Source organism: candidate division WOR-3 bacterium (assembly GCA_026418155.1).
GTDB lineage: Bacteria > Hydrothermota > Tepidihabitantia > Tepidihabitantales > CAIPLT01 > JAOABV01.
In genome coordinates, this window is the sequence record JAOABV010000037.1 from 1 (window position 1) to 15,488 (window position 15,488).

The window sequence follows — 15,488 nt, forward strand, 5'->3', positions numbered from 1 at the left end:
AGATTTAAATCGACAAATTTCGCTTTGACATTTCTTTCAATTGACTGATGATAGAGTTCTTGAGGAAATTTTAAGAAGCGAGAAAGTGCACCCAACATTACAATATTTTGGACACGCACTTCTCCCAGTTCTTTTGCTTTATTAAATGCTTCTACAAGATAAAATTTCTTTACTCTTTTTTGTATTCGCTCGATTAAATCCTTGGGATATTCGGTAGCGCCGGTCAAAACGGGCATTGGTGCGATTTCTAAGGTATCGGTTAGTAAAATTCCTTTTTCTGACAGAAAATGTAGATGGCGGACTGCTTCTAATTTTTCAAAAGCAACAACAAAGTCAGCGGTCATTTCTTCAACAAGGGGCGAAAAGACTTTTTCACCAAATCGCAAATGACTATTCACACTTCCCCCTCGTTGTGCCATTCCGTGCACTTCGGCTTTTTTTACATCTAAGCCAGCTTGCATTGCGACATCAGCCAAAATATCAGTAAATAGTAGTACTCCCTGACCACCAACACCACAACACAGAATATTAGTTACCTTGTTTCTCATATAATTGCCTCCCGTTGACAGAGTTCGATACACATTCCACAGCCAACACAAAATGCGGGATTAATTACAACTTTATTATCCACAAAACTCATAGCAGGACACCCTATTGCCATACACAGTTTACAACCGTTACATTTTTCTTCGACAATCTTTTTGGCAGTTTTGCGAGGAACAAGTAAAGCACACGATTGTCGAGAAACAATAACTGCCGGTCCGGGTTCAGCAAGGATTTGTCGGAATAAAGTGCGATTCTCTCTGATTTTATACGGGTCAATAACATAAACTTTATCGATGCCACAAGCTTTAGCAACTTCAGCACAATCAAGTAATTTGGTCGGTTCGCCCATTAAAGTTTTACCTGTTCCAGGATGGTCCTGATGACCGGTCATTCCTGTAGTTCGATTATCAACAATAATTAAGATCTGATTGCCTTTATTATAAGCAGTATTAACTAAACCGGGTAGCCCCATATGGAAAAAAGTAGAATCACCAATAATTGAAACGACTCTCTTTCCGTTATGTAATGCCTTTTCAATGCCATGTGCTAATGTTATGGAAGCGCCCATACAAACACATGTATCCATCGCATTATGAGGAGCATATGTTCCCAATGTATAACAACCAATGTCACCGGTGATGATTACATCCTTTCTTTGGAGTAAATAAAAAAGTCCGGCGTGCGGACATCCTGGACACAATGCAGGGGGGCGCGCTGGTAAAGATGTTTCTGGACTGAAGGAAATTTTTTTATCAGTTAATGAGTTTCTTACTACTCGGGGATTGAGTTCATCAATTAATGGTAGTTTTTCTTTGCCAACAACTTTTATGCCGAGTGCTTTTACTTGTGTTTCAAGAAATGGGTCGACTTCTTCAATTACATAAAGGTATTTTTTACCTTGGGCAAATTTTTTAACCAACTCATTAGGAAAGGGCCAGACCATCCCCAATTTTAAGAACGATGCTTTGGGGAAAACTTCACGAGCGTATTGATAGGCAACACCATCTGCTATTATGCCTAAATTTTTTTTGCCTTCGATAATCTGATTAATAGTACTTGTGTTCGCATATTCGGTTAATTTTTGCATCCGTTCTTCTAAGGATTTGTGCCGCATACGTGCAAATTGTGGCAAAAGATTCGCCTTGGATATATCTTTATCATAACCTTTAGCAGTAATTTCTTTACGTTCGTCTAAATTGACAATGGTTTTAGAATGGGCGATACGGGTTGTAATGCGTAAAATGACCGGAACATCATATTGCTCAGAAATTTCAAATGCCAATTTAGTAAAATCTTTGGCTTCTTGACTATCTGAAGGTGTTAAAACAGGAATCTTCGCAAACATGCCATAATAACGATTGTCTTGTTCATTTTGTGAAGAATGCATTCCTGGATCATCTGCGGTTACAATTACCATTCCGCCGCGCACTCCAATATATGCTGAAGAGAACAACGGGTCGGCAGCAACATTGAGCCCAACATGTTTCATCGCACATAATGAACGAACACCGGCAAGTGCTGCACCTAATGCAACCTCTAAAGCAACTTTTTCATTTGTGGACCATTCACAATAAACATCTTTATAAGTTGCGAGATTTTCTAAAATTTGGGTTGAAGGTGTCCCGGGATATGCTGCGGCGACTTTACATCCGGCTTCCCAAGCGCCACGGGCGATTGCTTCATCACCGGAAAGTAATTTTCGTTTTATTATATTTTCCATGAAAAACTCCTTATCCTATTAAATAAAATTCACAGGTCATTAATTAATATTTTTGGATCTTTTCGATGCCTAAGATAACTCTTAACACGCCTAATGCCAATGCTTTCATTTCTTCTTCTCCGGGAATGACGAAAACGGGTTTTTTAATAAAACTAATCCATTGTTTTAATTTTCTAACTAATTGTTGAGATTTAGCAAGTCCGCCGGTGATAACTATTGCAGAAACTTTGCCTTTTAACACGACATACATTGAACCGATTTCTTTAGCAATCTGATATATCATAGCTTCATAAATCAGTTTGGCTTTTTTATCATTCTTTTTAATTCTTTGTTCAATAATTCTGATATCATCTGTGCCTAAGTATGCTAAAAGACCGCCTTTTCTTTGAATTTTGTCAAGCATTTCTTGTTTAGAATATTTACCCGAAAAGCACATTTCAATCACTTGAGCAAGAGGTAGAGAGCCGGTTCGTTGTGGAGAAAAAGGACCATCTTCATTGGCATTATTGGCATCAATCAGTTTGCCTTGTTTAATTGCCGAAACCGTAATTCCGCTACCAAGATGGGCAACAATAAAATTCAGTAGACCAATTGGCTTTCCTATTTTTTTTGCAACTTTTCGAACTACGGCTTTAATGTTTAAAAAATGGGATAGCGCTTTCCGTTCAATTTCTGGGAGTCCAGATATTCGGGCTAATGGGGAGAATTCGTCTACTGATTCAGGGTCGACAAAGAATGCTTTTAATCTGCGATCTTTGGCTATTGCATAACTAATTATTGGTCCTAGCAAGGAAGGGTGCATACTTTGAATTCTTCCTTGTTTAATATCAGATATTACTTTAGGTGTAATGGGATAAGTACCACTTTTTAAGGGCTTTAAGGGTCCGCCACGGGTAACAATGATATCGAAACTTTGCTTGCCAATTGCTTTGATAATTAATTCTTTTCGATAATTATACTGGTCTAAGATATTTTTAAATTTCTTGAGAATTGAAACGGGATGATGTATTATTTGCTCAAAAACTTTTATTAAATTTTTTTCATCAACCGATTTAATCGAGTTTGCTTTTTTTAAAAAATAGAATATGGCAATTTTTGTTGATGAGCCACCAGGATTAATAACTAAAATTCGCATTCCATCTACTATTTCTATTTCTTATTATAGACATTCAATCCAAATTTACAATAGAATGACAAATCAGCGCTTGAAATATTGTAGAAGATTTGATGGTTTCCGTTTTAATTTTCGTTCAGCTAAAGCATGGGCAACAATTGGTAAGGCAATTGTCGCTTCGCAATAACACTGAATAAATCTGCCTTGGTCAGTTTCCTTACCCCAAGAAATTGCTTCTTCAAAAGTTGCACCAGATAAACCTCCCCATTGGGGTGAATCGGTGGTTATTTGAATGGCATATTTATGAGGATAATAAGTTTCATCGGTAAGCAATCTAGTAATTCCTTTCTTGCCTGGAACTTTTTTGTTTTTATATAAAAGATCACAAGTCACGGCAAAAAGTTGGATAAAATCTTTGGGGACTCCGCCGCCAATATAAATCACGCCGGTTTCTTTAACTCGCTCACCTAAACTCATAAATTCAACATAATCTTTCACCGCATCGATCTGTAAATTGAAATCGCGACTTTTAGCAATCAGACAAGCATCGCCATAAGGGCTATCCATTATTGCGGGACAGAAAATTGGAACATTGTTTTCTGCGGCAATAGCAACAATACTTTTGATGCCCTTTTTACTTAACCATTTACCAAATAAATAGAGAAATTCGCGTGAGGAATAGTTGTAATGTTCTTGGAGGGTTTGAATAAAATCTGCGATTAAAGTGGTCATTTCAAGATAATCATCTTCACGACCATAGACATCGTAATACCGGTTTAATCCGTAGTAGAATAAATCCTTATCATTGGCTAAGTGTGAGCCCTGCCAGTAACATTTTCCCATTGCTTCGACGATATCTTCAGAGATATTGGCACCAGTTGGAATTAAGATGTCAATATAATTGTTTTCGATTAACCAGTTAATAATCTTCCATTGACCTGTAGTGGATAGTGAGCCGGCATAACCAAATAAAATTGTCAGATTCTTGCGGTTAATCATCTCGGCAAACACATCGACGCATTCAGCCAATTTCCGTCCTTGAAAACCAGTTTGCGCCATATCATTAAGTAATTGGGTTATTGATTTATTCGGTTTTACCTCTATTGCCTTGACTTTTTTTCTCAGAAACGGTATCTTTTTCATATTGGGCTTTACCCCTATGGCTTTGACTTTTTTTCTCAGAAAAGGGATCTTTTTCATAACACTCCTTTCTTAGGGTAAAAGTACTGCGGCTGCGACAACTGTGGTCCAAAATCCTCTTTTATCGCCAATTGCGGTTTGGGTAATATTCATTGTCCGAACGATTTTACCCGAAATTTTCCATATCTCTTTTCGTTCATCCCAACCGGCAGTTGGGTCAAATTCAACACCTAAAGTTGTTGCTAACATTGATGCGGCTAAATCTTCCGCATAATCGCCGGCTTTAGATTCAGTTTCGCCAAAAGAATGATATTCCGATAAATAACCATACTGATTTCTCTCTTTAGGCACTGCGACACCAATCGAGGCGGAAATCAAGCGATGCGGTTCATTGGTAGAATTTTCTGACATCACACAAAAGATAATTTCACCTGGAGTTAGATATTGTAATCCTTTACTGCGGGGAATAATTTTACTTGCCGGGGGTAAAATACTTGATACTTTGACAATATTAAATTGGGCAATGCCCGCATCTCTTAATGCGGCTTCAAAACTGGAAAGTTTATCACGATGCCGACCAACTCCTTTAGTAAGAAAAAGTTTTTTCGGAATAATCATTTTCCCTGGTTTCTAAAAATGGAGCAGAGCGGATTTGAACCGCCGACCTCCTGAGTGCGATTCAGGTGCTCTCCCAACTGAGCTACTGCCCCAAAATAAGAATAAATTATTTCATGCATTAAAGTTTTTTTCAACACTTGATTTTAATTAAAAAAAAATAAAAGTCAATAAAAAAATGCAATGTGTCAATCGGTATATTGGTAACATTAGGTAGGGTCAAGGATTTTGTGTAGAATCTTTTATTTCATACATAACGGCTTTGTCTTCCATTATTTGTTGTATTTGGTTAAAAGCACATATACTATCTGAATACCACTAGTATAATTACTAAAACTGTATATGGTAGTGTATAATACTTTGAGTAAATTAGACTTAATGTGCTAAAAATAAAAGTGTATCTCCCTAATCCGAGTAATTGACATTGGTTGAAAAAAAGAATATAATAATAGAATAATAAACTGAACCGATTGATTGATGTTTAATTGATATGTTGAATTGTAAATTCGATTTTTTTCTTTTCTCTTGAATAGATAGTTATTATGTTATTTTGTAATTTTAAGTATTACTTTTTAGTTTTTTACCGCAGAAGATGTTAATTCTATTAATATTAACAATCGGCTATATTCTTTGGGGAATTTTCGAATTGCAAGCGCATAAGAGAAATGTCAATAAAATTCCGATTCGGATTCATGTAAATGGTACGCGCGGTAAATCATCTGTGACCAGATTGATTGCCGGCGGTTTACGAGCCAGTGGTATGAGGGTAATTGCCAAAACCACCGGCACGAAACCAAGATTTATTATTAGTAATACTGAAGAAGTTCCAATTAAACGATTGGGCAAGCCTAATATTGGCGAAGATAAGAAAATTTTCCGGGAAGCTGTAAAATATAAACCGGATGCAATTGTGCTTGAGTGTATGGCTTTAGTACCAGAATATCAGTGGACTTCAGCACATCGCATTATAAAATCTAATTACGGTGTTATTACTAATGCTCGAGCAGACCATTTAGATGTGATGGGACCGACTGTGTTCGATGTCGCAAAAAATCTATCTAATACCATCCCGAAAAATGGTAAATTCTTTACGGCAGATGCTTCTCATCTTGAAATCTTTCGCCATCGGGCAAGAAAACAAAAAACTGAAGTCTTTCTTGCTGACCCTAATATGGTTACAGATGAAGATATGAAGGGCTTTTCTTATGTTGAGCATAAAGAAAATGTTGCTTTAGCCGTATTGGTTTGTAGTCATCTGGGAATAGATAAAAATACTGCCCTCAAAGGAATGTATCAGGCAAATCCTGACCCAGGAGTTATGCGCATCTGGACAATCCAGGACCAAGGGAAAGAAATGCGATTAGTAAATACTTTAGCAGCAAATGACCCAGATTCGATTTTTTTATTATGGGAAAGAGTAAAAAATTTGAGTGATGAGCGGATAGTCTTAGTAAATTGTCGGGATGACCGAGCAGACCGTTCTTTACAACTTGGCGAATTAACCGCACAAAAATTTGATGCAGACTGGTTTGTTGCCACCGGATTTTTGACAATGCCATATGTAAAAAAAGCAACCAGTCTGGGAATACCGAAACAGAAAATTGTAAATTTAGAAGGCAAAACACCCGAACAGATATATTCCAAAGTGTTAGATTTAGTTAAAAAGAACGCGCTGATTTTTGCTACAGGGAATATTGTTGGATTTGGCGAAACAGTAATCGCATATTTTGCCCAAAAAGGAGGGGAAATTGATTATAAAAGTGAAAATCAATAGTCTTAAAAGAAAAAAATTGCCTTTACTTTTTAGTATGATACAACCAAATAGTAAATACAAAAGCATCAAAAGTTATGAACCGAAATTGTTGTATCGCAATGTATAACAATTTTTTAATTTTATTGTTTAATATAAATAGAATTTGGCACAAAATTTGATTGTTTTTAGTATATCAATATAATGTGACTCTTAGCCTATGTCGTATATGTTTTATAAAGAATTTAAGCATATGATAGACATTAAGAGAAAAAGGGAACTAAAATGGTAATAGAAACGATTGGATTAGGAATGTTGGCGAGTCTATTTTTAACTGAGACGATAGGGCTTGCTGCTGGTGGTATTGTTGTGCCGGGATATATTGCGTTATATCTTCATCAGCCAATAAAAGTTATTGCGACAACGCTTGTCGGAATTATTACTTTTCTTATAATAAAATTTCTGGGTCAATTTATGTTATTATATGGCAGAAGACTTTTAGTCATTGCGGTGCTATTGGGTTATCTTCTTGGATTTCTTTTTCGGTTGTTTCCGGAGATTCATTTTGCCGAACTAAGACTGGATATTACCACAATAGGTTATGTGATTCCAGGATTAATTGCATATTGGATAAATCGTCAAGGTATTATTGAGACCATTACCACGATGACTGTTGCCGCAGTTTTAACTCGGTTAATTATTATCTTTCTTTCTCAGGGAAGAATTTTTCCCATCTGAGGTGTTTCGTGAAGAAGCGGACAGGTAAAGTTGGTAAAACAGTCTTAATTGCTTTCGCCTTATTTTCGATATTTTTATTTGTTATTCTCTCTGCCAGTATTCGGGTAGTCAAAGCCAAGTTTTATGAAGAGAAGTTAAAAGCCGGGCAAATTTATTTGTCAGCAATGGAGGTAATAAAAAAAGAGCGTCTGCGCTTGGGACTTCCAATTGATACGATTAATGACCCTAATAAGACCGGACTCATCGGTTCGCAATACACCACAATTACATTAGAGCGAAACGATTTGTCGTCGGTGCTGACAACTACTGATCCCAATTTTCCAGCAATTTTTATTGAACTATTTAAGAAATTAAAGTTAAAAGAAAATGACACAATTGCTGTTGGGCTCGATGGTAGTTTGGTTGGCGCGAATTTGGCGCTTTATTCCGCAATGCGGGTTTTGGGCTTAAAGCCGATTATTATTACAACCGTCAGTTCTGCAATGTGGGGCGCAAATGAGCCTCAATTCACATTTCTTGATATGGAACGAATTTGTTATCAAGAGAGAATCTTTCCTTTTCGTTCATCATTCGCAACCTTAGGTGGCGAAGATGATTTGGGGCGTGGCTTTAGTCCTCAGGGTCGAGCCGAGTTAATGTTATCTTGTCATCGGAATCAGATAAAATTGCTCAGTTCGCAAAATTTACAAACCAGTTTAGGCGTGTCGCCTATTGAAAGACGATTACAAGTTTATTTTACTGGAACCGAAACCCAAGAATCGGCAACAGTAAGTTCGGCTCGGAGGCGAATTAAAGCATTTATCAATATTGGAAAATCAGTTGCTAATATTGGTGCTAATTTAGGCGTATCGCCGCGAAGTACTTTGAATCAGGGTATCATAAAAAATAAAAACAAAAAGATTGACCCTAATTCAGTGATTTACCATATGCTAATTAGAAAAATTCCTGTCATCAATCTTACCGATGCTAATAAAATTGCGATGCAATATGGCCTTCCAATTGCTGCAGTGCCTTTGCCAACATTGGGTAAAGGAAAACTGTTTGCCGAAAAACGATATTCGGAAACTTTGGCATTAATTTTTACTCTGCTTATTATTATTATTCTTTACTTTGTTATTAGATATGATTTGGAATATTATCTTACAAAGAAAAAGGAGCACTAATGAAAATCATCAAATGGTGGTTGCTTTTGTTTAGTATTGGTCTGGGTGAAGAAACGGCTCAACCGATAAGTCTGGATATTAAAAAAGTCACTCCTCGAACAATAATCAGTGTGGTTAAACGAATTGAGCAAGAATACTACCTTTTGACTAAAGAGCGACCAATTGATTTAGCTGTTACTGGACCAACTTATATTAGAGTTTATACTCGATTATTATGGCGGGATGATATGACGGGCAAACAGAACTATCGGTTACTACTGAAACATGGTGAAGACCGAAACGGCCAGGACGAGAAACTATTGACATTTGAAACAGAAAAATCTAATACTGCAATTGGCGAAAATAAAACCCGTTATTCTAAATGGCGCTCGTTTTATCTGGAAGTCCCATCAGGAATTAATCAATACCAAATTTCACTTGTCTCTGCTCCATCAGAAACTGTTGCTTTACGCTTTAGTTTTGAAAAACCCAAAGAATATAAGAAGATAACTCCAGAACAACCTTATAAAGAATTACAATTTGTTGAGTGGGAAAAAATCATAACTTATTATGAGATAACTAAAAAACAACCAGTCAAAGTAAAAGTAACCGGACCGGCAATCTTAAAAGCAACTTGTCGTTTGAACTATGATTATACCTTAGAAGGTAAACAGAGTTATACTATTTCAGCATCAGTATCAGGCAAAGAGTGGCAGGCAAAGACATTTCGCACGGAAAAATCGCAGACGGGAATGTATAAGAACCAACCAGCAATAATTCCGTCAACACCAAATAATTTCTATTTGGATGTGCCCCCAGGCAATTTTATTATTGAATTCAACTTGAAAGCCGGATTAGGAAAAAGTGCCGGCATCAGTTTTTCAGTAAAAGCAAAAGATACATATGAATAAAAGTTTAAAGTTCAAAGTGCAAAATATAAAGTAAAAGCAAAAGACACATATGAATAAAAGTTTAAAGTTCAAACGCAAAGTATAAAGTAAAAGCGAAAGATACATATGAATAAAAGTTTGCGCAAAATATAAAACTCAGCAGTATTTTATATGTTGCAGGACGGACTATAGTTTATGAATAAAAACGCAAAATGCAAAACGCAAAAACTTACAATCTCTATTCACTTACTGCTATCCGCTATTTGCCTGCCCGTTACGGGCGTGTTGTCTTCGGTCGGTTTTAGTCAGTCTCGTGTTGTAAAGTTTACTCCGCGACCCCAATTAAGTTTTACGCTTTCAACAATTTACGATGATAATATCTTTAAGTATTCAAAGGTTGATTTGAACAATTTTCGTAATCAAATCAGAAACTATGCGGAACGCACAAGCCGGTTTCCCTTTCGCACGGCTGATGATTTTATTGTGCTATTAAATCCAACAATCACAATACCAGTTAATAAAATACCAAATACCAAATACCAAATTCCCAAAATTCACTTAAACTATAAGCAATACCATTATACGATAAACGCTGAAAAGTCTTATCAGATTATCTCTTTAGGCATACACCAACCACTTTCTTCCCAAATCGCAACTGAAATCAATTATTTGTATCTACCCCGATATTTAATTAGATATTACCGAGACCCTTTAGTCCAATCAACAAAATATATTCCTTGCATATTTTCCGAGCATCTTTTGACTATAGAAATGGTCTATAGATTATACGACACAAAAATTAAACCAATTATAAGATACGAAATTAACAATTATGAAAGAAATTTTGATTTTTATGATAGCAAAGCAATAAGATATGGCTTGAATATAACACCTAAGATTAGAAAATTATTATTTGAATTTTCGTTCGAGCAAAAGCATAACTATGCCAAAGGACCGATACCGGATATCTCGTATATTGAAACTAACTTATCAATAGGTTTTAAGCGAGAAATTACAAGATTTCTATCAGGTCAAGTTATATTTGGTATTGATGCCGATTGGTCAAAAAGGACATACACCACTAAAAATAGTTATCATCAGGACCCATATCATCAAGGCAGAACAGATACTAAATATGGCTGGAGAATTAATTGGGAATACCGAATCACAAAACAAATACACCTAATAAGCAAATACGAAAACGAAGTCAGAAATGTCAATTCTCTTTATCGGGTCGACATTGATGATATAAAAGATTATCGAACTAACCGATGGTCAGTCGGGATAAAATTAACACCAAGGCTAAAATGAAGATAAAAAACTTATTGAAAATTAAACCAGGTGATAAAATGAAGATAAAAAAACTTATTGAATTTAACACCAAAGATAAAATGAAACAAAAAATAATTTTACTATGGCGATACAATTGCTATTTACACCTATTAATTTGCGGTGGATTTTTGGTTTTTCTTTCGAGCATTCCTTTGAGTTGTAAAAAACCAATTGAGGAGTCGATTTATCAGGTTGTAAGTAGATGCGCCAATCCCGGCTATGCACAATCAGTCTATGTTACTAAATTAAATAACAAAGACTACGCATTTGTGGCTTCAGGCCAAGCTGGGTTGGTAATATATGATGTGAATAATCCTGAGCAACCGTATATTAAAGCACAATGGATGGATAGCGCTAACACTTGCTGGTCGGTAATGACCTTAAACAATTATGCATATCTTGCTTATGGTTCTAAACTCTATGTCAAACTGAATGTAACAAATTTGGATAGTATAAAAACCAGTGCGGTCTTTTCTTCGGTCGGCTATGTGGCTTATGCTTATGATATATTTGCTACGGATACAAATTTGATTGGTGTTGCAGCCCGCGAGCGACTTTTCATTTATGATTTAACTGACCCGTTCTTTCCTAATTATAGCACACTCTCGCTTCCTCGGTGTATTCGAGGAATTTTTATAAAAGACTCTTTTGCTTATCTTGCTTGTGAGCAACTTGGAGTTAGTGTTGTTAAAATAAAATGGACACCAAATCCGAATGTTGAACTTATTAGCAATATTGATACCCCAAGTAATGCCCGGTCGCTTTTTGTTAAGGATAATACTTGTTATGTTGCAGATGGACGAGGTGGTTTAGTAATGATTGATATTTCCGCACCGACATTTTCATCTATAATCAGTAGACTGGATTTACCTGGTTATGCCCAGCGAGTTTATGTAAAAGATACATTGGCATATCTTGCTTGTGGTGATGCGGGATTATGTGTTGTCAATGTCAAGGATAAAAATAAACCCTATTTAGTGGAAACGGTCAAGACTTCATATGCCAAAGGTGTCTTTGTGAATAATGAGCAGATAATATTTGTTGCCGACCGAGATGAAGGGTTAGTGATAATTAAAAGCAAAAAGTAAGAAAAAAATGATATAAGAAGTAAGAGGTAAGAATAAATGAAAACATTTAGCGTTTTTTTAGCATTTCTTTTAGGTCTTATCAATAGTCTCTTAAGTCAAGATTTTATTCGATCGCCAGTTCGGTCTGAGTTTTCAATTATTGAAAAAACAGGTGATTTCATCAAAGTTGAAATTAAAGTTTCCGATGAAGATTTAATTGATTTTAATCTTGAAGAAAGATTAAAAGCCGAATTTAGCGAAAATCAAACACCATATCTCTATCGTGGTAAATTCATTGCCGTTGAGGAAAGTTATATTCCTGATATTGTAGTTAATAGCGTTGATTCAACGATTATTGCGATTAATCCAGAGATGTGGCCTTATCGGCCGGGTCATACCGATTATTCGCGAGCTGCGATTCGCGATCTGCCAGTTACAATGTGTGGTCAACCCGGTAAGTTAGGACATCTTACTGTTGTGCCCATCGCAGTAAAACAATTTGAATTACGCGATGACCATGTTATCTGTTATCATAAAATCAAGATAGCAATCCACGCATCGCTATCCGGCAATTGCAATACGCTTACTCATTATGGTCGAGTTCGTTTCGAACGAGAAAAAATCGAGTCCTCCGCTTTTCATACTCTATATCAGAGTGTAATATTAAACTATGAGCCGAATCGTGCAAAAAATGGAATAGGATTACCAGGAAAATATTTAATCATAACGCCTGATGTTCTATACACTAATGACCTTTTGCAATTAGCCCGATGGAAAGAACTAAAAGGTTATTCGGTGAGTATCAAACGTCTTTCGGAAATTGGCTCAAGTTATTCGGCAATTAGGAATTATATTATGCAATTTTATAATGCTAATCCGACATTAGAATATGTGCTTTTAGTAGGTTCAGCCAGTCTTTTGCCTAGTATTCCAATTCCCGGCACATCCAGTATTGGAGACCATCTTTATAGTTGTGTTGCGGGTAATGATATTTATCCGGATTTGTTTGTTGGTCGTTTACCAGCGTCAAATGCATCCGAACTTGCGGTTATGGTTGCGAAGATTTTAGGCTATGAGAAATCACCTTGGGTCCAAGATACTTCATGGTATCGAAGGGCTTTGATGGTCGGCACACAATACTCGTCAACTGCCGTAGTTTGGACGGCATTAGCAACTTTGCGCTGGACCAGAAATAAGTTTTTACAAAATAACTATTTAAGAGTTGATACGATCTTTGACCCACCCTATAACAGTGGTGTAGGTATAATTGACACGATTATTACCCGCGGTGTATCATTTGTTAATGGTCGAGGTTGGGGGAATCGGTTTGGTTGGGATAGACCTGCGTTTCATAGTGATAATATCAGTTTGTGTAATAACGGTTGGAAACTGCCGGTGATTACAAGTTTTTATTGTGCGACCGGTAATTTTGCTTTTGACCCTTGTTTTGGTAAGGTGTGGCTTTCTAGCGGGACTCCAACTCAACCTAAAGGCGCAGTGGCTTTTTATGGTCCTACTTATGGCACAACTTCAACCCGATATAATAATTGTCATAATTACGGTGTGTATTGGGGAATTTTTGATGAAGGTATTACGCATTGTGGTCCAGCAATGTTCCGGGGCAAATTAGAAATGATGGCTAATTTTCCTCTCTCCCGTGATTCGGTTGATTTGAAAATTCATACTTTTACTTATAATCTTTTTGGTGACCCGTCTTTACAAATGTGGATTGGTAAAGTGCCGGATTCACTTTTCTGTAGTTATAGTCAATCAATTCCGGTGGGCACAAGTCAATTTTCAGTTTTAGTTAACAATCGTGTAGGTCAACCTGTGGCTAATGCTTTAGTTTCTTTATATAAACAGAATGAAGTAAAAGTAGTTGCGAGAACCAATAATCAAGGAGTTGCTAATTTTGATATTTTGGTCCAAACACCCGATACTTTGTTTGTGACCGTGACTGCACAAAATTATATTCCGCATCAAGGTATGTCTTATGTTGTTTCTTCACCGGTTTATGTTGGTTATTATAGTCATTCAGGCAATCTTATTGCCGGGCAAAATATCAATTTATCCGTGAGTTTGAAAAATTATGGCACTTCGCAATCTGCATCTAATACGGTTGCGATTCTAAGAACTGATGACCCGCATATTCAATTGCTCGATTCAGTTAAAAGTTATGGTAATGTTTTACCGGGTCAGATAGCAGTAAATTCATTTCAAGTTGCGGTTGCACCTAATTGCACCAATGGACATCAGGTTCGGTTTCAACTTTTTATCACAACGCAAAGTGGTGCGTATCAAAGTGGTTTTAGTTGTCAGATGCGGGCCGGTGAATTGTCTTATTTGCGACATCAAGTCTTAGATGGTAATAATCAAATTTTAGAACCTGGAGAATCTGCCAATCTTTTGGTCAAAATCTATAATCGCGGTTTAGAAAATGTGCATAATGTTTCGGGGATTTTAAGGTTTGCTAATCCTGCAGCAATTAGAATTTTAGATTCTTTGGGATATTTTGGTAGTGTTTTAAGTGGTGATTCGGCACAAAACAGTACGGATTATTTTACAATTCAGGCCAGTTCGCAGATTGCGGTTGGTCATCAGTTTTATATGCAATTAGTATTACGGGCCGATAATAATTATCAGCGAATTGTTAATGTTCCAGTGGTGGTTGGTGTGGTCAATGTTAGTGCGGTTTTAGGTCCTGATGCTTATGGTTATTATGCGTATGATAATGTTGATGTCGGATATAATCAGGCGCCGGTTTATCAATGGTATGAGATTGACCCGAATTATGGTGGTTCAGGTATTAGAATTCCATTGCGCAATGATGATATTAAAACAATTCATTTGCCATTTAATTTTAAGTTTTATGGCCGAAATTATAATCGGCTCTCAGTCTGTTCTAATGGTTATTTGGCAATGGATTCAACAAATATTGCTGACCCGTATAATTGGCGATTGCCTGGACCATTAGGCGCGCCAGCAATGATTGCACCGTTTTGGGATGATTTTCATCCGGACACAATGAATGCCAGTGGTGTCTATTATTATTATGACGCCAGTTCGCATCGGTTTTGTGTCCAGTGGTCAAGAGTGCGACATATTCACGGTTTTAAGACTCCTGAAGTTGGTGAATTACAGACTTTTCAAGTAATACTTTTTGACCCAGTCTATTATCCGACTCAAACAGGTGATGGTGATATTCTGTTTCAGTATCATACGGTCTTTAATGATGATACTACATATGATGATAATCACAATTATGCGACTGCGGGCATTGAGAATTATGAGCAGACCATTGCAACGCAATTGACTTTTGCTAATCAGTATCCAGCCTCAGTAGCACCAATTGTAAGTGGTCGAGCAGTTAAATTTACGACTAATCCGCCAGATACTTTTACTTCGATTCGCGAGGAGGTTGCAACTATCTGCTA

12 protein-coding genes and 1 tRNA gene are annotated in these 15,488 nt (G+C 36.6%); 7 read left to right on the top strand and 6 right to left on the bottom strand.

Translation table 11 applies throughout. From position 1 onward, the window contains the following. The 6 genes from N2201_05240 to N2201_05265 form a co-directional block, all read right to left on the bottom strand. Nucleotides 1-548, bottom strand: a 548-nt coding sequence (locus N2201_05240) for an indolepyruvate oxidoreductase subunit beta (protein ID MCX7785615.1), incomplete at its 3' end; no start/stop codon positions are given. Then, a complete protein-coding gene (gene iorA / locus N2201_05245) occupies nucleotides 545-2,266 on the bottom strand; it encodes an indolepyruvate ferredoxin oxidoreductase subunit alpha (GenBank protein ID MCX7785616.1) in 1,722 nt (573 codons plus the stop codon). The genes iorA and N2201_05240, both read right to left, overlap by 4 nt. Nucleotides 2,267-2,309: 43 nt before the next feature. After that, entirely contained in the window at nucleotides 2,310-3,401 is a 1,092-nt protein-coding gene (gene buk / locus N2201_05250) for a butyrate kinase (GenBank protein MCX7785617.1), read from the bottom strand. 63 nt (nucleotides 3,402-3,464) lie between these two features. Next, nucleotides 3,465-4,580, bottom strand: coding sequence for a deoxyhypusine synthase family protein (locus tag N2201_05255; GenBank protein MCX7785618.1), 1,116 nt, complete (start codon nucleotides 4,578-4,580; stop codon nucleotides 3,465-3,467). A 12-nt stretch (nucleotides 4,581-4,592) separates the two neighbouring features. Continuing rightward, nucleotides 4,593-5,138 (bottom strand): arginine decarboxylase, pyruvoyl-dependent, encoded by a 546-nt coding sequence (locus N2201_05260; protein ID MCX7785619.1) that lies wholly within the window; start codon nucleotides 5,136-5,138, stop codon nucleotides 4,593-4,595. Nucleotides 5,139-5,157: 19 nt separating this feature from the next. After that, nucleotides 5,158-5,230 (bottom strand) — tRNA-Ala (locus tag N2201_05265). 497 nt (nucleotides 5,231-5,727) lie between these two features. On the opposite strand from N2201_05265, the gene pgsB reads away from it, so the two are divergent. The 7 genes from pgsB to N2201_05300 form a co-directional block, all read left to right on the top strand. After that, complete coding sequence (gene pgsB / locus N2201_05270) at nucleotides 5,728-6,909, top strand: poly-gamma-glutamate synthase PgsB (GenBank protein ID MCX7785620.1); 1,182 nt, start codon at nucleotides 5,728-5,730, stop codon at nucleotides 6,907-6,909. Between the two features lie 261 nt (nucleotides 6,910-7,170). Further along, nucleotides 7,171-7,623, top strand: a complete 453-nt coding sequence (gene pgsC / locus N2201_05275; GenBank protein MCX7785621.1) for a poly-gamma-glutamate biosynthesis protein PgsC — start codon at nucleotides 7,171-7,173, stop codon at nucleotides 7,621-7,623. A gap of 8 nt (nucleotides 7,624-7,631) precedes the next feature. After that, complete coding sequence (gene pgsW / locus N2201_05280) at nucleotides 7,632-8,786, top strand: poly-gamma-glutamate system protein (GenBank protein MCX7785622.1); 1,155 nt, start codon at nucleotides 7,632-7,634, stop codon at nucleotides 8,784-8,786. Beyond that, a complete protein-coding gene (locus N2201_05285; protein MCX7785623.1) occupies nucleotides 8,786-9,676 on the top strand; it encodes a hypothetical protein in 891 nt (296 codons plus the stop codon). Before pgsW ends, N2201_05285 begins: the two co-directional genes overlap by 1 nt. A 174-nt stretch (nucleotides 9,677-9,850) precedes the next feature. Further along, on the top strand, nucleotides 9,851-10,966 hold the full coding sequence (locus N2201_05290) for a hypothetical protein (protein MCX7785624.1): 1,116 nt from the start codon (nucleotides 9,851-9,853) through the stop codon (nucleotides 10,964-10,966). Nucleotides 10,967-11,004: 38 nt separating this feature from the next. Next, nucleotides 11,005-12,075: a hypothetical protein gene (locus tag N2201_05295; GenBank protein ID MCX7785625.1), complete on the top strand. Its 1,071-nt coding sequence runs from the start codon at nucleotides 11,005-11,007 to the stop codon at nucleotides 12,073-12,075. Between the two features lie 36 nt (nucleotides 12,076-12,111). Further along, the coding region (locus N2201_05300; GenBank protein ID MCX7785626.1) for a C25 family cysteine peptidase at nucleotides 12,112-15,488 on the top strand (3,377 nt) is incomplete at its 3' end.

What these genes read in the sequence shown, in the direction of transcription:
- iorA (MCX7785616.1), bottom strand. Translation starts at nt 2,266, where the DNA reads ATGGAAAATATAATAAAACGAAAATTACTTTCCGGTGATGAAGCAATC.
- buk (MCX7785617.1), bottom strand. Translation starts at nt 3,401, where the DNA reads ATGCGAATTTTAGTTATTAATCCTGGTGGCTCATCAACAAAAATTGCC.
- N2201_05255 (MCX7785618.1), bottom strand. Translation starts at nt 4,580, where the DNA reads ATGAAAAAGATCCCTTTTCTGAGAAAAAAAGTCAAAGCCATAGGGGTA.
- N2201_05260 (MCX7785619.1), bottom strand. Translation starts at nt 5,138, where the DNA reads ATGATTATTCCGAAAAAACTTTTTCTTACTAAAGGAGTTGGTCGGCAT.
- pgsB (MCX7785620.1), top strand. Translation starts at nt 5,728, where the DNA reads ATGTTAATTCTATTAATATTAACAATCGGCTATATTCTTTGGGGAATT.
- pgsC (MCX7785621.1), top strand. Translation starts at nt 7,171, where the DNA reads ATGGTAATAGAAACGATTGGATTAGGAATGTTGGCGAGTCTATTTTTA.
- N2201_05285 (MCX7785623.1), top strand. Translation starts at nt 8,786, where the DNA reads ATGAAAATCATCAAATGGTGGTTGCTTTTGTTTAGTATTGGTCTGGGT.
- N2201_05290 (MCX7785624.1), top strand. Translation starts at nt 9,851, where the DNA reads ATGAATAAAAACGCAAAATGCAAAACGCAAAAACTTACAATCTCTATT.
- N2201_05295 (MCX7785625.1), top strand. Translation starts at nt 11,005, where the DNA reads ATGAAGATAAAAAAACTTATTGAATTTAACACCAAAGATAAAATGAAA.